Source organism: Microbacterium sp. NPDC080005, from assembly GCF_040702445.1.
Taxonomy (GTDB): Bacteria; Actinomycetota; Actinomycetes; order Actinomycetales; family Microbacteriaceae; genus Microbacterium; species Microbacterium oleivorans_D.
This window is the reverse complement of record NZ_JBFBLD010000002.1, coordinates 1020090-1043445: the sequence shown is the minus strand read 5'-3', so window position 1 is coordinate 1043445 and position 23356 is coordinate 1020090. Positions and strand designations below refer to the sequence as shown.

20 protein-coding genes are annotated in these 23356 nt (G+C 70.8%); 12 read left to right on the top strand and 8 right to left on the bottom strand.

Annotated features, from left to right (window positions below; genetic code table 11):
* Nucleotides 1–9 precede the first annotated feature (9 nt).
* Both AB0259_RS11875 and AB0259_RS11870 read right to left on the bottom strand, forming a co-directional pair.
* Entirely contained in the window at nt 10–927 is a 918-nt protein-coding gene (locus tag AB0259_RS11875) for a carbohydrate ABC transporter permease (protein ID WP_251581362.1), read from the bottom strand.
* Nucleotides 917–1852 carry a sugar ABC transporter permease gene (locus tag AB0259_RS11870; protein ID WP_251581360.1) on the bottom strand — a complete coding sequence of 312 codons (936 nt, stop codon included), beginning with the start codon at nt 1850–1852 and terminating at the stop codon, nt 917–919. The genes AB0259_RS11875 and AB0259_RS11870 overlap by 11 nt, the downstream gene beginning before the upstream one ends.
* A gap of 125 nt (nt 1853–1977) precedes the next feature.
* Between AB0259_RS11870 and AB0259_RS11865 the strand changes: the two genes are divergently transcribed.
* From AB0259_RS11865 to AB0259_RS11850, 4 genes are all read left to right on the top strand, one after another.
* The gene (locus tag AB0259_RS11865) at nt 1978–3108 is read left to right on the top strand and encodes an acetylxylan esterase (protein ID WP_366221470.1); all 1131 of its coding nucleotides are present in this window, start codon (nt 1978–1980) and stop codon (nt 3106–3108) included.
* 238 nt (nt 3109–3346) lie between these two features.
* Complete coding sequence (locus AB0259_RS11860; RefSeq protein ID WP_366221472.1) at nt 3347–4630, top strand: sugar ABC transporter substrate-binding protein; 1284 nt, start codon at nt 3347–3349, stop codon at nt 4628–4630.
* 70 nt (nt 4631–4700) lie between these two features.
* Entirely contained in the window at nt 4701–5375 is a 675-nt protein-coding gene (locus AB0259_RS11855; RefSeq protein ID WP_366221474.1) for a rhamnogalacturonan acetylesterase, read from the top strand.
* 23 nt (nt 5376–5398) lie between these two features.
* The gene (locus tag AB0259_RS11850) at nt 5399–6115 is read left to right on the top strand and encodes a class I SAM-dependent methyltransferase (RefSeq protein ID WP_366221476.1); all 717 of its coding nucleotides are present in this window, start codon (nt 5399–5401) and stop codon (nt 6113–6115) included.
* A 171-nt stretch (nt 6116–6286) separates the two neighbouring features.
* Here the strand turns inward: AB0259_RS11850 and AB0259_RS11845 are convergent, their stop codons facing one another.
* Both AB0259_RS11845 and AB0259_RS11840 read right to left on the bottom strand, forming a co-directional pair.
* Entirely contained in the window at nt 6287–7633 is a 1347-nt protein-coding gene (locus AB0259_RS11845; protein ID WP_366221478.1) for a DUF222 domain-containing protein, read from the bottom strand.
* 192 nt (nt 7634–7825) lie between these two features.
* Entirely contained in the window at nt 7826–8782 is a 957-nt protein-coding gene (locus AB0259_RS11840; protein WP_366222694.1) for a M24 family metallopeptidase, read from the bottom strand.
* Nucleotides 8783–8952: 170 nt separating this feature from the next.
* Between AB0259_RS11840 and AB0259_RS11835 the strand changes: the two genes are divergently transcribed.
* From AB0259_RS11835 to AB0259_RS11805, 7 genes are all read left to right on the top strand, one after another.
* Entirely contained in the window at nt 8953–9945 is a 993-nt protein-coding gene (locus AB0259_RS11835; protein WP_366221480.1) for a LacI family DNA-binding transcriptional regulator, read from the top strand.
* Nucleotides 9946–10054: 109 nt separating this feature from the next.
* Nucleotides 10055–11401, top strand: a complete 1347-nt coding sequence (locus AB0259_RS11830; protein WP_366221482.1) for a Gfo/Idh/MocA family oxidoreductase — start codon at nt 10055–10057, stop codon at nt 11399–11401.
* Nucleotides 11398–12336 (top strand): NAD(P)-dependent oxidoreductase, encoded by a 939-nt coding sequence (locus AB0259_RS11825; protein ID WP_366221484.1) that lies wholly within the window; start codon nt 11398–11400, stop codon nt 12334–12336. Before AB0259_RS11830 ends, AB0259_RS11825 begins: the two co-directional genes overlap by 4 nt.
* Nucleotides 12333–13232, top strand: coding sequence for a 5-dehydro-4-deoxyglucarate dehydratase (locus AB0259_RS11820; RefSeq protein WP_366221486.1), 900 nt, complete (start codon nt 12333–12335; stop codon nt 13230–13232). The genes AB0259_RS11825 and AB0259_RS11820 overlap by 4 nt, the downstream gene beginning before the upstream one ends.
* Nucleotides 13229–14317 carry a mandelate racemase/muconate lactonizing enzyme family protein gene (locus AB0259_RS11815; RefSeq protein ID WP_366221488.1) on the top strand — a complete coding sequence of 363 codons (1089 nt, stop codon included), beginning with the start codon at nt 13229–13231 and terminating at the stop codon, nt 14315–14317. The genes AB0259_RS11820 and AB0259_RS11815 overlap by 4 nt, the downstream gene beginning before the upstream one ends.
* On the top strand, nt 14317–15765 hold the full coding sequence (locus tag AB0259_RS11810) for an aldehyde dehydrogenase (NADP(+)) (RefSeq protein ID WP_366221490.1): 1449 nt from the start codon (nt 14317–14319) through the stop codon (nt 15763–15765). Before AB0259_RS11815 ends, AB0259_RS11810 begins: the two co-directional genes overlap by 1 nt.
* The gene (locus tag AB0259_RS11805; RefSeq protein WP_366221492.1) at nt 15762–16721 is read left to right on the top strand and encodes a serine hydrolase domain-containing protein; all 960 of its coding nucleotides are present in this window, start codon (nt 15762–15764) and stop codon (nt 16719–16721) included. Before AB0259_RS11810 ends, AB0259_RS11805 begins: the two co-directional genes overlap by 4 nt.
* Nucleotides 16722–16736: 15 nt before the next feature.
* Here AB0259_RS11805 and AB0259_RS11800 read toward each other — a convergent pair whose 3' ends face one another.
* From AB0259_RS11800 to AB0259_RS11785, 4 genes are all read right to left on the bottom strand, one after another.
* Nucleotides 16737–17771 carry a hypothetical protein gene (locus AB0259_RS11800; protein ID WP_366221494.1) on the bottom strand — a complete coding sequence of 345 codons (1035 nt, stop codon included), beginning with the start codon at nt 17769–17771 and terminating at the stop codon, nt 16737–16739.
* A gap of 99 nt (nt 17772–17870) precedes the next feature.
* On the bottom strand, nt 17871–20003 hold the full coding sequence (locus tag AB0259_RS11795; protein ID WP_366221496.1) for a beta-galactosidase: 2133 nt from the start codon (nt 20001–20003) through the stop codon (nt 17871–17873).
* A gap of 136 nt (nt 20004–20139) precedes the next feature.
* Nucleotides 20140–20742 (bottom strand): TetR/AcrR family transcriptional regulator, encoded by a 603-nt coding sequence (locus tag AB0259_RS11790; RefSeq protein WP_251581322.1) that lies wholly within the window; start codon nt 20740–20742, stop codon nt 20140–20142.
* Nucleotides 20743–20944: 202 nt separating this feature from the next.
* The gene (locus AB0259_RS11785; RefSeq protein ID WP_366221498.1) at nt 20945–21328 is read right to left on the bottom strand and encodes a response regulator; all 384 of its coding nucleotides are present in this window, start codon (nt 21326–21328) and stop codon (nt 20945–20947) included.
* A gap of 132 nt (nt 21329–21460) precedes the next feature.
* Here AB0259_RS11785 and AB0259_RS11780 point away from each other — a divergent pair, with 132 nt between their 5' ends.
* Nucleotides 21461–23347, top strand: coding sequence for an ATP-binding protein (locus tag AB0259_RS11780; protein WP_366221500.1), 1887 nt, complete (start codon nt 21461–21463; stop codon nt 23345–23347).
* Nucleotides 23348–23356: the final 9 nt, after the last annotated feature.

The window sequence follows — 23356 nt, the reverse complement described above, 5'->3', positions numbered from 1 at the left end:
TGCGGCGTCTTACTTGATTCCGGTCGTGGCGATGCCGCGGATGAGGAAGCGCTGACCGAACAGGAACGCGAGGAACACCGGGACGAGGGACACGACGGACATCGCGAACATGCCGCCGAAATTCGACGCACCCTGGGCCGACATGAACTGGCGGAGTGCCAGGGGCACGGTGAACAGGTCGGGGTTGTTCAGGTAGATGAGGGCGCCGAAGAAGTCGTTCCACACCCACACGAAGGTGAAGATCGCCGTCGTCGCGAGGGCCGGGGTCATCATCGGCAGCAGGATCTGCAGGAAGATGCGGGCGTGCCCCGCGCCGTCGATGCGCGCCGCCTCGTCGAGGTCGCGGGGGATGCCGCGGATGAACTGCACCATCAGGAAGATGAAGAACGCGTCGGTCGCGAGGGCCTTCGGGAGGATGAGCGGCCAGAACGTGTTCACCAGGCCGAGCTGGCTGAACATGATGTACTGCGGCACGATCACGATGTGCACGGGCAGCATGATCGTGACGAGCATGATCGCGAACATCGTGCGCTTGAAGTGGAAGTTCAGTCGCGCGAACGCGTAGGCCGCCATCGAGCACGAGATGAGGTTGCCGACGATCGAGCCGGCGACCACGACGATCGAGTTCCAGAGGTATGTGCCGAACGACGGCGACAGGGCGTTCCAGCCCTCGGTGTAGTTCGAGATCTCGAACGAGAGCGGCCAGAGGCCGGGCAGGCGGAAGATCTCGTCGTTGGGTCGCAGCGAGCTGACGACCATCCACAGCAGCGGGTAGAGCATGAGCGCCGACGTCGCGATGAGGAAGATGTGCCGGGCGACGACGCTCACCTTCGAGCGGCCGCCGAGCGCGGCTGACTGCCGGCGACGGATGCGTTGCCGCTCCTGGGCGAAGCGCCGGTCGCGGGTCGTGATCAGTTCAGTCGTCATAGAACACCCACAGCTTGGAGAGAGCGAAGTTCACGGCGGTGAAGCCCGCGATGATGGCGACGAGCAGCCAGGCCATCGCCGAGGCGTAGCCCATGTCGAAGGCCGTGAACCCCTTCTGGTAGAGGTACAGCGTGTAGAAGAGCGTCGAGTCGGACGGGCCGCCCGATCCGCCCGAGATGATGAACGCCTGCGTGAACGCCTGGAACGCACCGATCATCGACAGCACGAGGTTGAAGAAGACGATGGGGCTGAGCAGCGGCAGCGTGATCGAGAAGAACTGCCGCACGGGACCGGCGCCGTCGACGGATGCCGCCTCGTAGTACATGACCGGGATCTGCCGGAGGCCGGCGAGGAAGATCACCATCGGGGCTCCGAAGCCCCAGACGCTCAGCAGGATGATGGTCGACAGCGCGGTGTCGGGATTCGAGATCCAGCCGGGACCCTCGATGCCGAAGATCGCCAGGAACTGGTTGACGATGCCGTCGACACCGAAGATCTGCTTCCACAGGATCGCGACGGCGACCGACGAGCCGAGCAGCGACGGCAGATAGAACATCGAGCGGTAGAACGCGAGCCCGCGCAGTCCCTTGTCGAGCAGGAGCGCGACACCGAGCGCGGCGGCCATCGCGAGGGGGACGCCGACGAGGACGTAGACGAAGGTGACACCGAGGGATGCCGCGAGGCGCGGGTCCTGCGCCATGCGCACGTAGTTGTCGAGCCCGATCCACTCGGGGGCGTTGAACAGGTCGTACTTCGTGAACGAGAGGTAGAGGGACGCCAGGATCGGCAGAACGGTCACGAGGATGAGGCCGAGCAGCCACGGTGCCAGGAAGACGAGCGCCGCCTTCGTGTCCTTCGGTCGCTCGCGCTGTCCACGTTTTCCACCGCCGCGGCGCAGCTGGGACAGCTCGCTGATCGCGCTCATCCGGGTCCTCCTCGACACTTCCGACGGTCGTCTGCGACCGCCGTATCCACGCTCAGAAAGCGCTTTCTGTGACGATACACTATCGAGCGGAACGCACAAGCGATCGACGACGATGAGGAGCCGCCATGGCCGATTCCGCCCGCACCGACGAGTCGTCCGCGAGCCTCGGACCGATCGCCGGATACCCCGAATGGCCGGCCTTCCTCGCGCACGAACCGACCGCGACCGACGGCCCCGGACTGCGATCCGCCCTCGCCCGCGCCCTCGGTGTGCGGCGGACGGCAGCGACCGATCTGCGGATCGAGCGGGAGTGGCGGGCGGACGGCATCCACGGTCGCGAGCTCACCTGGCAACTGCCCTACGGGCCGCGCACCCGCGCCTGGCTGCTGCGACCGGACGACGACGGACGCCCGCTGCCCGGCCTGCTCGGGCTCCACTGCCACGGAGGCATCCGCTCCGTCGGCGGCGAGCAGCTCGTCGACACGGATGCCGAGGCGCACCCGTCCGCCGCGATTCTGCGCGCGAGCGTCTATGGCGGCCGCTCCCCGGCGAACGACCTCGCGCGCGACGGCTTCGTGGTGCTCGCGCACGACGCGTTCTCGTGGGGCAGCCGGGCGTTCGACCTCTCGCATCCGACGCCGCGCCTGGCCGGCCTCATCGCCGCGCGCGAGGCGCTGTGGCGCGAAGAGGGCATCGTCCCGACCGAGGCGGAGCGGTTCGATGCCGTCGCCTCGCTGCACGAGGACTCGCTGGCGAAGGCGGCGGGGATGCTGGGCACATCGCTCGCCGGCGCCGTCGCGACCGACGATCTCGCCGCGCTCGACGTGCTCGCCTCCGTCGACGGAGTGGATGCCACCCGTCTGGGCACCTTCGGACTCTCGGGCGGCGGCGGGCGCGCCGTCCTCCTGCGCGCCCTCGACGATCGCGTCCGCGCGACCGTCGTCACCTGCATGATGGCGACCTTCGCGTCGATCGTCCCTGCGGAGCTCGACACCCACTCGTGGCTGCTGAACAGCCCCGGCATCCGTACCGCCGGCGACCTGCCGGAGATCGCGGCGTCCGCTGCGCCGCGGGAGCTGCTCGTCCAGTACGGCGAGCGCGATCCGCTGTTCCCTCTTGAGGGGATGCGAGATGCCGACGCGGCGCTCGCGGGCACGCCCGGGTACCGCGGAACGTTCTTCGACGAAGGTCACGTGTCGAGCGTCGGGATGCAGGAGGAGGCGCGGGCCTTCTTCGCGGACACTCTCACGGCGTGACCCAAGCGAGACACAACGGTCGTTGACAACCCTGCGGGGACGACGCTACCGTCCGTCAGTAAGCGTTTTCTCGCCGCTGAGAAAACGTTTGATCCGCGAAGGAGCGGCATGACCACGATCACCACCGGCCCGACCCGACACGACCGCACGGCCGCCCACCGATCGACCCTCCGCTCCGCTCGGATCACCCCTGTCCTGCTGCGCGCCTTCCGCCGCCGCACCGTCTGAGAGGAACCCCATGAAGAATCGACGCCTCCTCGCCATCGCCGCCGCCGGCGTGGCGCTGGCCGTCACACTGACCGGTTGCGGCGGTGGATCCGGAGCCGGGAACGGCGACGAGAAGATCACGCTCCGCTTCGCCTGGTGGGGCAGTGATGAGCTGAACGCCATCAAGGACGAGCAGATCGCGCTGTTCGAGAAGGCGCACCCGAACATCACCGTCGAGGGCGAACCGAGCGAGTACAACGGCTACTACGACAAGCTCGCCACGCAGGTCGCCGGCGGCGGCGCGCCCGACGCGCTGCAGATCACATACGACGCACTGCCGCTCTACGTGAGCAAGAACGCGATCGCCGACATCAGCGCCGACGTCGACCAGGAGAAGTTCCAGGCCGGTTCGCTCGACGCGGGCATCATCGACGGCAAGCTCTACGCTCTGCCGACGGGTGTCGGCTCGCGCGGCATCATCGTCAACCCGGCCGTCTTCGAGGCCGCGGGTGTCGAGCTCCCCGATGACACGTCCTGGACGTGGGACGACTACATCGAGATCGCCAAGGAGATCTCCGACAAGGCCGGCGACGGCGTCTACGGGTCGTCCGCGATCTCGAACGACCAGTCGCTCATGGCGTTCGCGCGCCAGAACGGCGAGGACCTCTACACGGCCGACGGGAAGTTCGGCGTGAGTGAGGCGACGGCGCAGGAGTTCTTCGAGTTCTCGAAGGACCTGCAGGACTCGGGCGGGTCGCCCGACGCCTCGACCGCGGCGGAGGACGCCTCGGCATCGCTCGAGCAGAGCCTCATGGGCCAGGGCAAGATCGGCATGACGTTCGCGCCGTTGAACTTCATCGGCATCTACGCGGGCGCATCGGGCCAGGAGCTGAAGATCCTCAACGTCCCCGGGGACAGCGCAGGCAAGGTGGGTCTCGTCATCCAGCCGACCGTGCAGTACGCGGTGTACTCGAAGTCCAAGCACCCCAAGGAAGCCGCCATGCTGATCGACTTCCTGCTGAACAGCGAAGAGGCGGGCCCGCTCAACAAGCTGACCCTCGGCATCCCCGCCGACCCGACGGTGCTCGAGGCGATCACCCCCGACCTGACCGAGTCGGAGAAGGAGCAGGTGGCCTTCATCGACCGACTGTCGCAGGCCGGTGGCACGCCGCAGAACCCGATCGCGCTGCCGACCTCGCAGCTCGGCCCGATCATCACGAAGCTGCTCGACGACGTCACGTTCGGCAAGACGACTCCGGCGGATGCCGCCAAGGAGCTCGTCTCGCAGGTCGACACGGCGCTGGCCGCGAGCTGACAGACGGATGCGGCGGTCGGGATGTCCCGGCCGCCGCATCGCCATGTCCGGGATCATCGGAAGGATGCGGATGACCTATCACCTGGCCGGGGACTCGACCGTCGCGCCGATGAAGGCCGGCGAGGAGCCGATGGCGGGCTGGGGCGAGTGCCTCGACGAGTTCGTCGCGGGTCCGGTGCGGAACCACGCGTTCGGCGGGGCGACGACCGAGTCGTTCCTCGCGAGCGGCGTGTGGGCCCGGCTGCTCGAGGGGGTCGTGGAGGGCGACATCGTGGTGATCCAATTCGGACACAACGATCAGAAGCAGCCCGATCTCCTCGGCTCTCGCGGCGGATACACCGAGCGGCTGCGACAGATGGTGGGCGAGGTGCGGGAGCACGGCGCACGGCCGGTGCTGTGCACGTCGTGCGAGCGGCGCTGGTTCGACGGGGATCGCGTCACGCCGACGCATGGCGATTACCCGAACGCGGTCCGCGATCTGGCCGCTGCGGAGGGGGTCGACCTCATCGACCTGACCGCGTTCACGACCTGGCTCTACGAGGATCTCGGGGACGCGGCATCCGCTCGTCTGTTGTCGCACTACGCGCCCGGCGAGACTGCCGCGTGGCCGGAAGGGCTGGTCGACGACACGCACTTCCGGCTCGAAGGTGCGCGGCGCATCGCGCGCTTCATCGCGGCGAGCCTGCGTGCGATCGAGCGGCGCGACGGGGATCAGCCGGCGAAGGGGTCGACGCTCACGGCGTGAGGCGGGCTGCCTACGCTGAGGACGTGACGGATTACGACCCCCGAATCGTCGGCCTCTATGACGTCGACAACCCCGACGGTCCGGATCACGACTTCTACCGTTCGCTGGCCGACGAGTGCGGGGCGCGAAGCGTCCTCGATCTCGGATGCGGGACCGGGATGCTGACCGTCACCTTGGCGCGCGACGGACGGCGGGTGGTGGGGGTCGATCCCTCTCGCGCGATGCTCGAATTCGCGCGCCGCCGCGACGGCGGGGACGACGTCGAGTGGGTCCTGGGCGACAGCCGCATGGCGCCGTCGGGGCCGTTCGATCTCGTCCTGATGACCGGCAATGTGGTGCAGCACCTCCCCGACGCTGAGTGGGCGCGCACCCTCCACGACCTGCGTGCGCGGATGCGGCCGGGCGGGACGCTGTCGTTCGAGAGCCGCAATCCCGCGTTCCGCGAGTGGGAGTCGTGGTCGGCGGCGCCTTCGCACCGAGAAACTCCGCATGGGACGCTGACCGAATGGATGGATGTCGAGGTGGTCGACGAGCGCATCGTGCGGTTCCGCGCTCACAACCGCTTCGCGACGGGCGAAACGGTCATCGAGGAGCAGTCGCTCGTGTTCCGCGACCGAGCCGAGATCACGTCTGATCTGGCAGCAGCGGGTTTCTCGGTGGACCGCGTCACCGGCGAGTGGGACGGCGCGCCCTTCGACGGAACGTCGCGCGTGATGATCGTCGTGGCACGCGCGCTGTAGCGCGGGGGCTGGTTGCTCGTTCGCGGGCAGGTCGGCTCGGCGCGGGCATTTCGAGAGTGAGGTGGAGAGCCGCGCCCGCGTCGCGGCTGGGCGGGCACGGAGGGCGCAGGGATCGATCGACCCTCGGAAGGTATCGACTGCCATGGTGATCGGCCGGGTGGAGACGAGCGCTCAGAACGGTGCGGGTCCCGCGTGCGGTGCTGGTGGTGCGGCAGGAGTGAACGCGACGGCCGGGGTGGGTGCGTCTTGGCGATACGTTCTGCCCAGGGGTGAAGTCCATTCGAGGACGCCACCCTTGAGTTGTCGGACTCTCCAGGCGGTGAACTGCTTCATCGAGTGGTGCCGTTGACACAGGTGCGCGAGGTTCCCGAGCTCTGTCTTCCCGCCGAGGGCGTGATCGTGGGTGTGATCGATCTCGCAGCGGATCGCGGCGGTGCGGCATCCGGGGAACCGGCAGTGCTGGTCGCGGGCCTGGAGGAACCGTCGCATACCCGACGGCACCCGGTACGAGTCGGTCGCGGCGGTAACCCCGGTGGTCGAATCGTGAAAAAGGCGCTCCCAGACCCCGGTGCCGCCCGCGAGGCAGCGCGCGGACGCCGGGTCGATCGGGGAGCGGCCCGCGAGATGGCAGGGTCCGTCGTCGTCTCCCGTGAGTGTCGCGGCCGGGACGAGGATCTGCACGCGTGCGCGGATCGCGCCGAGGGGCCCTGCGGTGGTGTCACGCGTGTCGTCCAACGCCGGGGTGCCGGCGAGGAGCAGGTCCGCGAACACGTCCGCACGTACCTGATCCGTCGACCGGGTGTCGGACGCGATCACGCTGGCGGTGTCGTCGCCCGGGCCGGCGTGCGCGGCAACGCGCTCGTCGCGGGTGTCGATGATCGCTCGCGCCTGCTGCGTCAACCGGTCGTGGATCCCCTCGGCGATCACCGTCGGCAGGGTCGCGATCACATCCGACATCCCGTCCCGCCCGGGGACGAGCCGCACACAGCGGCCCGCGGCCGCCTCCTCGTGCCGCTCGGCGAACGAGCGCGGATGCATCCGATGGGCGATGATCTCCAACTCAGCACGGACACGGTTCGGAGTGTCCCGCTCGCACCGGGTGATCGCAGTTGCCTCGAACTCCACCCACAGCTCGGCGGGGAGGCTCATCCCGGCTTCCACGATGGCGGTCGCATGACCACGCACGATGCGTCCCTGCTCCCACGCCTCGACGGTCGCGGGGAACCCTTCGATCAGCGTCCGCGCCTCCCCGATGCGGCGTTGCACGGTCCGGTCGGTGACCCGCATCACCCCGCCGACTTCCGCCGCGATCGACCTAAGGGCCATGTCGTGCACCTGCACGCGCGCGTTGCGCTGCGCGGTCTGCGCTTCCGCCAACCGCCCCGCCGCGGCGAGCATTCGGAGCTCTCGGATCTGGACCGCGGCAAGCTCACGCGCCAGCCCGCCGGCCTCCGCGACGATGCCCGCCAGGGTAGCGAGATAGTCCTCGCCACCGGGGGTTTCCGCCGCATCCGTCATACCTGCACTCTGCCACCCGCCACCGACATCCACGGCCGGAAAACGGGCCGAGAACACCCGTTATGCACACCCCGAAGATGAGAGTCCTCTCACCCCGCAAGGGCGGCCGCTGGCTCCACCGTCACCCGATCCGAGTCACACCCGAAATCGACGCATGTCTCCGAATCCGCTGCACTCGCCGCGGGCGCCGCCTCACCCGAACGCGCGCGCCATCGGCCGCTGCAGCCCGGCGAACTCCACGGTCGGCCATGCCGGGTCGACCGTCAGCACCTCGATGCCCGACTCCGTCACGAGGACCGTGTCCTCGACCTTCGCGCCGGGCGCGCTCGGGTTCCAGGCGAAGGCGTGCGACGACACCACGGCATCCGTCGTCAGCGTCGTCGCGCGGGGGTCGCGGCCGGCGTACCCGGTCGGCCCGCCCTGGTGGTGCTTCGTCCACTCGTCCGCGTCGAAGCCGGATGCCGCATACCCGGCCGTCCCGGCGGCGAAGACGTCGTTCAGCCGAGCACCCGGTCGGGTCGCGGCGAGGAACGCCGCCTCGACCGCGAGGATCCTGTCGTCGTCGGCTCCCGCCTCCCCCACCCACCGCGTGGCGTTGGCGATGAGCCCGTGACGCCGGCCGCAGACCACGAGCATCGCGCGGCTTCCGAGCACACCGTCCGCGGGGAGCGGGTGCCGGTGGGGCAGCCGCTCCTCCCCCGCGACCAGGATCACGAGCGGATCGATCCCCCGTGCAGCCAGACCCGAGGCGAGCGCGGCCGCGGCCGACCGCTCGGTCGACGACGCGTTCAACTCGCGGGCGACCGCCGTCAGCACCTCTGCCGTCTCGCGCCCGAGAGCGCGATAACGATCCGCCTCGGCGGGCAGCAGCGACGCCCGCGCGGCGCGCAACGCGGGAGCGACCTCGGCCTCGACGAGCCCCGCCCCCGCCGCCTCGACCACGGATCGATGCCACGGCACGCGCACGACTCGCTCGGCATCCTCCGGCAGCAGCTCCTCGGCGATGAGCCGGTCGGCTTCGTTCGCGCCCACGAACAGCGTGTCACCGCCGTCGTCGACCCGCACCGCGAGGACGGGCGGGCCTGCCAGAGAGACGTGCGTACGTGCACCCTCGAGATACCAGGCGAGCGCCTCGTGGGACGAGAGCACGAGCGGGTGACCGCCGGCATCCCGCCGCACCGCCTCCAGCCGCTCCTGCTTCGCGGCGCGGTCGGCAGCAGATCCGGACATCGTCGTCTCCCGTCATAAAACGTTTCCTCGCATAGTATGGCCACACCGACAGGCGCGACGCGCACGCCGGAAGGCGCGAGGGGGAGCCGATGGCAGGGGCCAAGCAGACGACGATCACCGACGTCGCCAAGCACGCCGGCGTCTCACTGGCGACCGTCTCACGGGTCATGAACGGCAACGCGACCGTCGACCCCGCCCTCGCCGAGCGGGTCCGCGCCTCGGCCACCGAGCTCGGCTACTCCGCCAACCCCCTCGCCCGCAGCCTCGTCCTCGGCAAGACGCAGACGATCTCCGTCGTCGTGCCCGACCTCTCCAACCCGACCTTCCAGGGCATGCTCCGCGGCCTCAGCCGCGCCGCCGTCGCCGACGGCTATCACGTGCTCGTCGCCGACTCCGACGAGCACGAGGAGCAGGAACGCCTGCTGGCCCTCGAGTCCCGTCGCCGGTCCGACGGCCTCGTGCTCTGCGCGCCGCGTATGTCGGATGCCGCCCTCGCCGAGGTGCTCGCCGAAGTCGCCCCCGTCGTGCTCGTCAATCGCGCCGGCGACGCTCCGAGTGTCGCCGCCGATTACCGCACGCCGCTGCGCGAGGTCATCGACCACCTGTACCGACTCGGGCACCGCCGCATCGCCTATCTCGCCGGCGCCAAGCGCAGCGCCTCCAACGCGCAGCGCCTCGCCGCCCTCGACGACGCCCGCGCGACGCTCGACGGCTGCGAGATCGTCGAGATCCCCGCGGGTGTCGACTTCGCCGCGGGCGCGGACTCGCTCGACGCCGTGCTCGAGACCGGCGCCACCGGCGTGCTCGCCTTCAACGATCTGTCTGCGATGGGCCTGCTGAGCGCCGCGACCGAGCGCGGACTGAGCGTCCCCGGCGACCTGTCGATCGCGGGGTTCGACGACATCCCCTTCGCGCGCTACACCTCCCCCGCCCTGACGACGGCCGCCGTCCCGACGGCGGAACTCGGCGCCCTCGCCTGGCGCGCCCTCCGCGCCCTCCTGCAGGGTGAGTCTCCCGAGGCGACGCACACCGTCGTGCCGGAGGTCATCCTCCGCGGCACGACCGCTCCGCCCGCTCCCTGACCGGCGCCGAGATCCCTCCTCGCGGTCCCGGCTGTATCCGTGCTACCGTCGAGAAAACGTTTCCTGGGCCGGTTTCGCGGCTCGGAGGAGTCCGGCACGAAGGAGAGCCATGACCACCCGGTACGCCCTCGTCGGCGCAGGCCACCGCGCGCAGATGTACGTGGACGCCATCGCCGACGACTACCGCGACCGCGCCGAACTCGTCGCGATCTGCGAGCCGAACCCGACCCGCGCGCAGTTCTACGTCGACCGCCTCGCGGGCCACGGCCTCGCCGCGCCCACCACCTGGCAGCCCGACCAGCTCGAGGAGATGATCCGCACCGAGCGCATCGAGCGGGTCATCGTGACCGCCCGCGACGACCTGCACGCCGAGCTCATCGTCCGATCGATGGATGCCGGGGCCGACGTCGTCGTCGAGAAGCCCCTCACCGTCGACGCGGCCAGCGCCGCCGCCATCGAGGCCGCCGCCGAGCGGACCGGCCGCACGGTCGTCCTCACGTTCAACTACCGCTACGCGCCCCGCAACACCGCCCTCCGCCAGGTCATCGCCGAGGGCCGGATCGGCCGCGTCACCTCGATCGATTTCTCCTGGATGCTCGACACCCAGCACGGGGCCGACTACTTCCGCCGCTGGCACCGCGAGAAGGAGCACTCCGGCGGGCTCCTCGTCCACAAGTCGAGCCACCACTTCGACCTCGTCAACTGGTGGATCGCCCAGCGCCCTCGCCGCGTGTTCGCCTCGGGAGCGCTCCGCTTCTACGGCGCCGAGAACGCCGCCGCCCGCGGCCTCGGCGACCGTCCGGAGCGCGGCACGCACGACGGCGACCGCGACCCGTTCGAGCTCGACCTGCGCGGCGACGACCGCCTGCGAGCGCTGTACCTCGACGCCGAGCAGCACGACGGCTACGTCCGCGACCGCGACGTGTTCGGCCCGGGCATCACGATCGAGGACAACCTCGCCCTCGTCGTCGACTACTCGGACGGCGCGACCCTGTCGTACTCGCTGAACGCGCACGCCCCGTGGGAGGGCTACCGCGTCGCGGTCAACGGCACTGAGGGGCGCGCCGAGCTCGAGGTCGTCGAGCGGGGCGCCGTCCTCGTCGGCGACGGCCTGCACCCGGTCGTCGATCCGAGTGCTGTGCAGGATGCCGCTCACTCGAGCCTGCGACCCATGGGTGAGCGCCTGCTCGTGCAGCGTCACTGGGAGGAGGCCGTCGAGGTTCCGATCGTCTCAGGCGAGTCCGCCCACGGCGGCGGCGACGCCCTCCTTCTCGCCGACGTCTTCGCCGGCCCGGTGGACGACCCGCTGGGTCGCCCCGCGGACTGGACCGACGGCGTGCGCTCGATCGCGGTCGGCATCGCCGGCAACCGCTCGCTCGAGACCGGCATGCCCGTGCAGGTCGCCGACCTGGGTGTCGCCATCCTGCGCGAGCCGACGAGCAGGGACGTGCGATGAGCCGCGTCGTCGTCACCGGCGGTTCCGGCCGGCTCGGACGCAACCTCGTCGCCGGGCTCGCCGCCCGCGGGCACGAGGTCGTCTCCCTCGACCGCGCGCCCTCCGACGACCTGCGCATCGACGGGGTCGAGCAGATCTCGATCGACCTCCTCGACGCCGCCGCGACCCGCGACGTGCTCGCCGGGGCCATGGCGGACTCGATCGTCCACCTCGCGGCGATCGCCGTGCCCTTCAGTGCACCCGAAGACGTCATCATGCGCACCAACACCGGGCTCGCCGTCTCCGTCCTCGGCGGAGCGGTGGATGCCGGCATCCGACGGATCGTGGCGGCATCCAGCCCGACCGTCCTCGGCTACGGCAACCCGTCCGGCTGGCTGCCCGAGTCCCTGCCGCTCGACGAGACCTCGACGCCGCGGCCCTGGAACGCGTACGCGCTGTCGAAGCTCATGATCGAGCAGACCGTGACGATGCTGCACCGGCGCACGGGCGACGACGTCCGCTACGCGACGTTCCGCCCCTGCTACGTCATCGCCCCGGAGGAATGGGCGGGCGCCCCGACTCAGCAGGGCCACACGGTCGCCGAGCGCATCGCTGATCCGGCGCTGTCGGCGCCGGCGCTGTTCAACTACGTCGACGCGCGCGACGTGGCGTCGTTCACCGATCTGCTGCTGACCGCGCTCCCCGACATCCCGAACGCGGAGCTCTTCTTCGTCGGCGCCGACGACGCCCTCGCCGACGCGCCCCTGGCGGACCTCCTGCCGCGCTTCGTGCCCGGCACCGAAGACCTCGCCCGGGCGCTGACGGGCACCTCGCCCGCGTTCTCGAACGCCAAGGCGGCGCGGGTGCTGGGCTGGCGTCCGCAGCACTCCTGGCGCGACGCCCTCACGATCCCGCTCCCGCACGCCGCCATCGATCGAAAGGACGTGCCGGTATGAACTTCGACGGCATCCTCTTCTTCCCCGTCACCCCGTTCGACTCCGCGGACCGCGTCGAGACCGACCTCCTGACCCAGCACGTCACCGCAGGGGTGGATGCCGGTGCCGGCGGTGTCTTCCCCGCGTGCGGCACGGGCGAGTTCCACGCCCTGTCCGCCGCCGAGTCGGCCCTCGTGGTCCGGACGGCGGTCGAGGCCGTCGCCGGCCGCGTCCCCGTCGTCGCCGGAGCCGGCGGTCCCCTCGGCCACGCGATCGAGGTCGCGCGCTCCGCCGCGGATGCCGGCGCCGACGCCCTGCTCGTGCTGCCGCCGTACCTCGTGGGCGCCCCGCAGCGCGGACTCATCTCCTACGTCGAGGCGATCGCTGCGGCATCCGATCTGCCCGTCGTCGTCTACCACCGCGGCTCCGCAGCGTTCACCGCGGACTCGATCCGCACGCTCGCCGCGAACCCGAAGGTCGTCGGCTTCAAGGACGGCGTCGGCGACATCGGCGCGACGCAGCTGATCGTCCGTGCCGTGGCGGATGCCGGGCGCGACGACTTCGCGTTCTTCAACGGTCTGCTGACCGCCGAGCTGACGCAGGGCGCGTACCGCGGCATCGGCGTGCCGCTGTACTCGTCGGCGGCCTTCGCGATGATCCCCGACGTCGCCAATGCCTACTACCGCGCGTACGTCGACGGCGACGAGGCACGACGGCTGGCGATCCTCGACGGCTTCTACGCGCCGCTCGTCGCGCTCCGTGACGAGACCCCCGGCTTCGGCGTCTCGCTCATCAAGGCGGGGCTTCGCCTCGAGGGCCTTCCGGTCGGATCCGTCCGCGCGCCGCTGGTCGACCCGACGCCGGCGCAGGAGGCCCGCCTGGCCGAGATCCTCGCGGCGGGTCGCGCGCTGCTGTGACCACGATCGCCTCCTTCGACGCCCGGCTGACCCGGGTGCCGCTGACGCGCCCGTGGGCGGCGGACGTCACCTCGGTCGGCGTCGTCGCGACCCACGTGGTGCGCTCCGACGGCACTGAGGGGTGGGGCTTCTCGTGGACCCCGCAGATCGGCGCGGAGGCGGTGCTCGCGCTGCTGCAGCACGACATCCCGGCCTTCGCCGTCGGCCGCTCGGCCGCGCCGGCGGAGCTCTGGCCTGAGCTGTGGCGCCACCTGCACGAGGCGGGCGGCGGCGGTCTGACGACGATCGCGATCGCGGGTCTCGACCTCGCGCTGTGGGATGCCGCGGCCCGATCGGCCGGCGCCTCCGTCTCAACGACGATCGGTCGCCGCCGCGAGTCGGTGCGGTCGTACGGCAGCGGCATCAACCTGCACTACGAGCTCGACGACCTGCTCGCGCAGGCCCGGCGCTGGGTGGACGCAGGATTCGGTGCCGCGAAGATGAAGGTCGGCAGCCCCGATCTCGCCCGTGACGTGGAACGCGTCGCCGCGGTGCGCGAGGTCGTGGGACCGGACCGCGCCCTCATGGTCGACGCGAACCAGCGGTGGGACCTCGACCGCGCGACCACCGCCGTCGAGGCGCTCGCGGCGTACGGCATCGCCTGGGTCGAGGAGCCACTGCGCGCCGACGATCTCGCAGGCCACATCGAACTGGCCCGGCGGCTGCGGAGCGGATCGGCCGTCCCGATCGCCCTCGGCGAGAACGTGCACACCCGCTACCGCTTCGACGATTTCATCCGCTCGGGCGCCGCGCAGGTCGTGCAGCCCAACATCGTGCGTGTCGGCGGGATCACCCCGTTCCTCGAGATCGCGGGCGACGCCGTCACCGCGGGCGCCGACCTCCACCCCCACCTGTTGCCCGAACTGTCGGGCCAGCTCGCGCTGGTCCTGCCGCAGGAGGTCCTCGTCGAGGACATCGAGGACGCCGCATTCGGCGCGCTCGGTGCGCTCGAGGGCCCCTCCCCCGTCGCGATCGTCGACGGAACCCTGACCGAGGTGCCCCACGAGGGCCTCGGGCTGCGCTTCACCCACCCGGAAGGACCGTGATGACCACGTCACCCGAAGAGCTCACCCGTCTCACCGATGCCGCCGCGGCGGCCGCGCCGATCTGGCGCACGTCGTCGGCCGACGACCGCGCCCGCTGGCTGACGGCGGTCGCCGACGCGCTCGACGCGCACGCCGACGAACTCGTCGCGATCGCCGACCGCGAGACCCGACTGGGCGCCGTGCGCCTGCGCGGCGAGGTCGGTCGCACGACCGGTCAGCTTCGTCTGTTCGCCTCGGTCGTCCGCGAGGGCTCGTACCTCGAGCTGACGGTCGACCACGCGGATGCCGCGGCGACCCCGCCCCGCCCGGAGCTGCGTCGCCTGCTGGTCGGCGTCGGCCCGGTCGCGGTGTTCTCGGCCTCGAACTTCCCCTTCGCGTTCTCGGTCTGCGGCGGCGACACCGCCTCGGCGTGGGCTGCGGGCAACCCCGTCATCGTGAAGGCGCACTCCGGCCACCCCGAACTCTCGGAGCGCACCGCCGCCATCGCGATCGAGGCGCTCGCGGCCGTCGGCGCACCCGACGGGTCGCTCGCGCTCATCGAGGGCCGCGAGGCGGGCAACGCGCTCGTGCAGCACCCGGTCATCCAGGCCGCCGGGTTCACGGGCTCGCTCTCGGGCGGCCGCGCGCTGTTCGACCTCGCGAGCGGGCGGCCGGACCCGATACCCTTCTACGGCGAGCTCGGCAGCGTCAACCCGGTCGTGGTCACGACGGGTGCTGCTGCCGCGCGCGGCGCGGCGCTCGCGACGGGTCTCGTCGGCTCGTTCACTCTCGGCGCCGGACAGTTCTGCACCAAGCCGGGCGTCGTCTTCATCCCGCAGGGCGGCGGTGTCGAGCAGCTCGTGGCCGACGCCGTCGCCGGTGCGGCCGGTGGGCCGCTGCTGACGGACCGCATCACGACCGCGTTCCCCGACGGCATCCGCGACCTCGAGGCCGACCCGTCGGTCGAGGTGCTCGCGCACGGTGCCGAAACGCCCGACGGCGCCCGGCCGGTCGTCCTGACGACGGATGCCGCATCAGTCGCCGAACGCGCCGAGACCCTGATCGCCGAGGTCTTCGGCCCCGTGACCCTGCTCGTCCGCTACGGCGACGAGGCCGAGCTGCTGCGCGCGCTGCGCGCCGTGCCGGGAAGCCTCACGGCGACCCTGCACAGCGAGGCGGGCGAGGACGTCGCCGAGGTGCTCGAGCTGTTGCAGCTGCGCGCCGGGCGCGTGCTGTTCGCCGGCTGGCCGACCGGCGTCGCCGTGACGTGGTCGCAGCAGCACGGCGGTCCGTGGCCCGCGACGACGTCGCTGCACACCTCGGTCGGGGCCACCGCTATCCGCCGCTTCCTGCGCCCGGTCACCTTCCAGGACGCCCCCGACGCGCTGCTGCCCGAGCCGCTCCGCGACGCGTCTCTGGCGCAACTGCCGCACCGTCGCAACGGCGTGCTGCAGGTGCCGACCGCGTGAGCGCCGCGTTCGACCTCGTCCGCGGGCACGTCGAGGCGGGCCGGCTGCCGTCGGCCGTGCTCGGCGTGGCTACGGCCGACGGCACGGTCGCCCTCGAGGGGTACGGAGCCGCGGCATCCGCTCGGTACCCGCTCTTCTCGATCACGAAGCCGCTGCTCGGGATAGCGGCGGCTCGAGTGATCGAGCGCGGTCTGCTGACGACCGAGACGCCGCTGACCGCGGCCGTGCCGGAATTCGGCTCGGCGCGCGAAGACGTGGTGCGGCTGCGCCACCTCGTGTCGCACACCGCCGGCATCGCCGAGCCGCCGCTCGACCCCCTGACGCCGCTGCGGACCGAGCTCGTCACGCGCGGACGGGACTTCGTCGCGGGAAGCGCGTCGCGGTACTCGTCGCTCGCGTTCGAGGGCATCGCCGCACTCGTCGAGCACGCGACCGGACAGGATTGGGCGGATGCTGTCGGTCAGTGGGCCGGCGAGATCGGAGCCGACGGGCTCAGCCTCGACCACGCGGGCTCGGTCGAGGTGGTGGACGCGGCCCGCTCGGGTGTCGACATGGCCCGGTTCGCCGCGATCCGGCATCCGGGCGCGGGCATGGTCGGGCGGGCGGAGGACCTGCTGCGGCTGGGATCCGAGTTGCTGCGCGTCGAGGGCGGGGCGACCGGCGGAATCCTGCAGCCGGCGACGCTCGCGATGATGCGACGCTCGCTGACGGGCGACATCCCGCGGCTCGAGCCCTACCCCGCCGAGAGCGGACAGGATTGGGGCTTCACCTGGAACCTCCGCACGCGCGCGCCCGGGCTCATCGACCGGGACGTCTACGGGCACGGCGGCTGGGCCGGCACCGAGTTCTGGGTGCACCCGAGCGCCGGTCTCGCCTGGGTGCTGCTGACGAACGCCGTCTCGCGCCGCGGCGTCGACCTCGACGCGATCGACAACGCGGTGGTCGCGGGGCGGTGATCGGCGGCGTCCTCGCTACCGGAAGGCGAAGACGAGGATCAGGACGGGCGCCACGACCAGGTAGCAGAAGCCCAAAACCAGAGTGACGGCTGTTCGCGGCGAGGTCACCTGCCGCAGTCGGCGGCCGTCATCACCGACGCCGGGCGGCGGGGTGAGGATCTCCGAGGTCGTCTGCTCCGCAGATCCCCGCAGAGTGTCGTCGCGCCATCGCGCCCACTGATCGACTTTCCTGCTGAGGGCGCGGACCGTGACCAGCAACCAGGTCCACGTGTCGGGGTCGATGGTGACGAGCGGCCCCTTCGCGTACAGGAACAGCCAGTCGTCGACGATCTCGGCATCCAGCCGCGCCGCGGTGTCGATGAAGCGGGCCATGATGTCGGGCGCGAACAGGTACAGCGCGTCCTTCTCGTAGCCTGACGGACAGTACAGGGCGAAGTGCCGATCGAACTCGCCCTCCAGACGCAATCGCTGGTCGGGGTCGGGGACGTACATCGATTCACGGCCGCCGACCACACCGCGCTCGGCGAGGCCGTCGAGCACGATGTGCGGCAGTGGGGCGTCGAGCTTGATGGCGACGTATCCGCGTCCGGAGTAGTTCCCGATCTCCACGAAGCGGTCGCCCGGGAGGTGGATCGTCGGATCGGCCGCCGTGGATCTCCACTTCGTGAAGAGGATGCCGGGATACCGCGGCTCGTACTCGCGGCCCGCGTAGATGAGCCCGTTCGCCTTCGTGAACTCCGCGACGCGGTAGGGCGACTCCACCCGCGGGTCCCAGGCGGTGTTCACATAACGCCACGTCACCGGAACCACCATGATCACGAGCGCGAGGAGCAGGACCTCCCATGGCTCCGGCCATGTCCACATGCCGAGGTGGCCGAGGATGAGGGCGGGGACGAAGATCACCGCCACCAAGGTCGCGAGCAGCAACAGGATCCAGGCGGCCGTCAGGGCCGGCGTCCCGCGTCCGACCGACCACCGCGGCACGTGCTTTTTGTTGAAGGCCTTCACCACCGCGCGATCCACCGGATCGGTGAGGGCCGAGAAGTCCATGTCGTCACGCTATCGGGCGGGCGACGCAGAGGTGAGCACGAGACGCAGCGGTGGGCCCGAGGCCCGAGAGCGCTACTCTCTGCCGAGTGCGCCCGCGCGTCAGATGCGCACACTCGCGCGCGGCTCGAACTCCGCACGCGTGATCCCGGCTCCGACGGGCGCGGCGCCCGGGAACCGCACGCTCCCCGCCGGAGGCGCGGGCAGGATCTCGATCCGCAGCTCGGTCGCGTCGCCGCGCGCGTCGGCCGGGATGCGCCAGGGACGCCCGGTCCACAGCGCATCGAAGACGAGCATGCCGCCGGCCCAGGCGCGGGCGGCATTTCCGGTCCACTCCAGACGCAGGGTGCGGTCGTCGCCGGGCTCGAGGGCGATCGTCACGACCGCCGCGGCATCCCACTCCGTCGGGATCGACGCGCGACCGCCCTGCTCGGCACCGACCGGCGGAGCTCCGGCGGGCCGTTCGAGCGTGACCTTCACCTCGGACGCCTCCCCGGGCGCGACGTCGACCGCCGACCAGCCGTCCTCACCCAGCACCCCCACGCGGGGTGCCACCGCAGCATCCCCCGCGAACATCACCTCGCCGTCCGTGGCGACGACACCGCCCGGCGCCCACACGATTCGCGCATCGACCACCGCGACCGCATCGGCATCCGCCTCATCGAGCACGAGCACCCGAGCGACGACACCGCCGTCGCGGGACAGCTCCCACATCCGCCCGCGGTCCGCGGCGACCTCCGCGACGTCCGCGTCGGCCGAGAGCTGCGGCGGGATGCCGTCGGTCGCCGCCGCGACGAGCAGCGGCGCTCCCCGCAACGTCACCTCGGTCACCGGTTGAGCGGTGACCCAGTGCACGGTCGCCTCACCGAGCCGCATCTCGAACGGCCACGCGAACACCGCACCGCTCGGGATGTCCACCTCCGGGAAGACGGTCCCGCCGACCTCGAACCGCACGCCCTCGTGCCGCGGCAGGTCGACGCCCGGGTGCCGGTTCACGACGAACACGAATCCTCGGTGCCCGTCCGACCGGACGGACCAGCGCAGTCGCGTCAGATCGGGCGAATCGGCGGCACCGTCGGGGAAGGATGCCGGCATGGCGGCGAGGGCCGATCCCCAGCGCGCGAGCATCAGGTGCTGCCGGCGGAGCGCCGCCCAGCTCGCCCGCGGAGCGCCGTCGATCTGCAGGGGCGCCCCGAAGTCGTAGGCGATGTCGGGGAAGTCGTTCGGTCCGCCCGCGACGTGGGATTCCTGCAGCCCTGGCCGCGGGTTCCGGCCGTCGGCGTACATGTAGTAGCCCTGCCACACGCTGCCGGACGCGAGCTTGGCCAGTGCGACAGCGGCGACGTCGCCCGCGGGCACGTCGAGCCGCCGGTGGTACGCCGAGGTCATGCCGGCGCCCAGCTCGCAGGTCGTGAACGGATGCGGCGGCCGCACCGCCTCGGCCACGGGCTCGCCGGCCCGGTGATCCGCGCCGATCGAATCGTCGTCGCGGCGCGGCGACGGGTAGAAGTTGGCGTGACTGCGCAGGTCGGGCTCGACGTCGGCGTCGACCCAGAACGATTCGGGGTATCCGCCGTAGACCGGCAGGAAGCCCGCGGGCAGCTGCGCGCCGCCCCAGCCGGTCGCGGTCCACATGGGCGCGCGGAGGCCCAGCCCCTCCGCCATCTCGCGCAGCCGGGTGAGATGTTCGGCCCCGTCGTACAGCTCGTTGTCGACCTGGATCGAGAAGAAAGGGATGCCGCGCACCTGCTCGGCGAGCTCGGTGTACCACCGCTCGACCTCGGCGAGATAGGCCGCATCGTTCGTGCGGAGAGGAAGTCCCGAGTCGGCGAGCCAGTCGGGCAGCCCGCCGTGCCGCGCCTCGGCGTGGGCGTACGGGCCGATCCGCAGGATGAGCCCGAGCTCGACCTCGCGCGCCGCCTCGAGGAAGGCGCGCACGTCGAGTCCGCCGGTGAAGTCCGGCCGTCCGCGCTCCGGCTCGTGGTGGTTCCAGAGGACGTAGGTCGACACGTGGGTCAGGCCGCCGGCGCGGGCGGCGGTGAGCACCGGCATCCACGCCTCGCGAGGGATGCGGGAATAGTGGATCTCGCCCGAGATCGGGAACACCGGAGCGCCGTCGCGGCGCACCGACTGCGCGGTGACGTCGACGCCGGAGTCCTCACCCGCCGACGGTCGGACGTCCGCGGGCTCAGCCGGGACGGGCGGACGGACGGTGAGGGCGTGGACGCGCGTCATCGGGACTCCAACGGGGCGGGGAATAAGTTCGAGCCTAGAAGCGGGGGCGTCGCGCCACAGGCGAGGCCGTCGGATCGTCCAGGCATGCCGCGGCATCCGCCAGGAACCACCCCGCTTCAGAGCGGGATCGAGTCGCTCACGGCTCGCCCCGCCCCACCGTCCGGTCCACGACGGCGTCGAAGACGCGGCGCACCTGTTCTGCTTCGACACCGTCGCCCGCCTCGAGGGTGAACGCATCGAAGATCGCCGCGAGCTCAAGAGCGACGAATGATGCCTCGTCCGGCGCGTGATCGACCACCTGATTGTGGATCCACTGCCGGATCCACTGGCGATGCCGGGAGAGCAGCAGAGTCATGTCCGGGTGAGAGCCGCGGTACTCGGCGATCGCGTTCAGCATGATCGCATTGTCCGGAGCGGTGTCGAGGAGCGCGGTCAGTCGCGCCGCGGCAGCCGAGTGGCCGGCTTCGATCGTGACGAGGGATTCACGGAACCGGGTGGACGCGCGCGTCAGGTAGTCGAGGACGAGGTCGTCCTTGCTGGTGAAGTGCCGGTAGAAGCCCGATTTGGGAACGTTGGCCGCCGACGCGAGCGCATCGATGCTGACGGCCCGGATGCCCTGGGCCGTGAACAGGCGATCTGCGGCGTCCCGCAGCCTCTCGGGCGGACGGACGGGGAGCCAGCCGCCGCGATGGGGGGTTGCAGCGGCCGGCTCCCCGCGACGAGCGATGTCTGGGGCCATGAGACTCCTTATTTCACACGTCGTCGGCCGCGTACACGCGACCGTTGAAAGCTGCCGAGATCGAGACGGCGCTCGAAGCCGAAGCTGAGCGTCGGGCCATGTGCCGCGATGTGGGGGCATCGCAGGAGGCTGCGTCCATTCTCGACTGCTTCCGAGGATGACCCTACACCGCAAACGGTACTTTTTAGTACCTTTCTCTAAATCAGGCGGGCGCAGCGTTCGGATCGCGCAGCAGCGCCTGCACGCGCGAAGCGAGTTCTTTCGGGGAGAACGGCTTGAAGAGGTAGTCGTCCGCCCCCGCCTGCCGCGCACGTTCGACGTCGGCGGGCCGCGCCTTCGCGGTCAACATGAGGATCGGAGTCGCATCGAGCCGAGGATCCGACCGGACAGCCAGACAGATATCCAGCCCGCTCAATCCGGGCAGCATCCAGTCGAGGATGATCAGGTCCGGCTGACTCTCGAGGGCCGCACGAAGACCACTGTCGCCGTCCGCAACGGTCGTGAACTCCAAGCCGGCGGCCTCGAGGCTGACGTCCACGAGGGCCGCGACATCCGGGTCGTCTTCGATGAGGAGGATGCGGCGCATAGGAATCCCTTCTGGACGAGAACGGTACTATTTAGTACCTTCTTGAATATGTTCGGCGACGAGGCGCTCACCAGCCTCTTTACTCCCACGGCTCCCGCCCGGCGGGGACGGGGTTTCCCCTGGTGGGCGTGGATGGTAAGCGCCGTCTCCATCTTCGCGCTGGCGCTGGGCGGCATCTTCTTTGCGCCGCCGGGGAGCCCCGTCGCCATCTGGTGGCCGGCCGCCGGCGTCTCCGTCTTGGTGGGCCTGCTGGCGTCGCCTCGATCCGCCGTTGCGTCGATCCTGATGGTTCTGGGCGTCACGATCCTCGCCAATGCAGTGGGCGGGCGCCCCCTTCTCGTCACAGTGGCCTTCGGTCTCGCAAATGCCGCCGAAGTCCTCGTCGTCCTGTGGGTCTGCGGCGCCTTCCGCCGGCGGATGAGGCTGCGCGGGCTCAGCGACGCGGTCCGGTTCGCCGCCGCCGCGGGGGCCGGCGCGGTCACGGCGGGGTCACTGGCTGCGATCACCGTCAGCACCCTCGGCATCGGCGACTTCGGACGGACGATCATCTTCGTGTCCGCCTCCCATGCGGCGGCGGTTCTGATCATCGCCCCTCTCGGCATCCTGCCGCATTCACCCCTGCGCCGCCTCGCGCCGATCGAGATCTCCGTCCAGACGCTGATCCTCGCCGTGACGATCGGAATCGTCTTCGCACCGGGAGCGACCCTCCCCCTGGCGTTCCTGCCGTACCCCTTGCTGGCGTGGGCTGCTTTCCGATTCCCCCTGCGGGTCGTCGTCGTGCAGCAACTGGTCGCCTCCATCGCCATCCTGCTCCTCACCCTCAACGGTGGCGGACCGTTCTCGGCGCCCCGAATCGACGTCCTCACCGGAGCAGCGCTCGCGGAGGCCTTCCTCGTCACCTTCGCGGGCTTCGCCGTCGTCCTCGCGAGCGCCCAACACCAACTTCGTGAGACGACCCGCAGCCTCAGCGTGTCGACGCGCCTGCTCTCCGGCGGCATCATCGATGCCCAGGTCGGACTCGCCACCGCGCGGCCGTCGCCGGGCGGATACGCGGTGCTGTGGCGCAACACCGCCGCTCGCGACCTGTTGGGAGCGGAGCTCGGTGACACCGGCTTCTGGGCAGGCGCCGTCGCGGACAGTGCTGCCGATGCACTCGAGACGGGGCAGCCGGCCACGGTAGAGGTGGACGACCGCGTCCTCACCGTGGCAGCCAACCCGATGAGCGACCACGAACACACCTTCGCGGTGCAGATCATGGACGTCACGTCCATCGTCCGGGCACAGCAGGCTCTCGTCGGCGCCGAGCGCGCGAGAGCAGACGCGCTCGCCGCGCAGGCCGACCTCGACCGCCAGCGGGAGGACTTCGTGTCGACGACCAGCCACGAGCTGAGAACGCCGGTCACGAGCATCGTGGGATATCTCGAACTCCTCCTCGGCGCCTCGGCCATCGGCGACCGGGAGCGAGGCTGGCTGAGGGTGGTCGACCGCAACGCCAAGCGCCTCCTCGGCATCATCGAGGACCTCCTCACCTTCGGGGAGGCGCAGGAGCCGATCACCCATGACCGGCCGAGCGTCGACCTGGCCGATGTTGTGAGCGACGTGCTCTCGACCCTCGGTCCGCTCATCGACCGGAAGGGACTCGACGTGCAGGTCTCCGTTCCCCGCATCACGGTGGCATGCCGCGACGACGATGCACACCGAGCCGTCGCGAACCTGCTCAGCAACGCGACGAACTTCACCCCCCACGGCGGGAGGATCACGGTGAGCGCAGAGCGCGCGGACGAGCGAGCCCTCCTGCACATCGAGGACACCGGGCCCGGCATGGACGATCACGCCCTGGCTCACGCATTCGACAGATTCTTCCGCGCCCCGGACGCCGCGCGGATGAGCACACCCGGAACCGGGCTCGGTCTCGGCATCGCTCGAGAGCTCCTGCGCCGGAACGACGCAGCAGTGGACCTCCAGCGCGCGACCGAGCGCGGTCTCAAAGCCACGATCACGTTCGCCTCAGGGCGATGACCGATACAC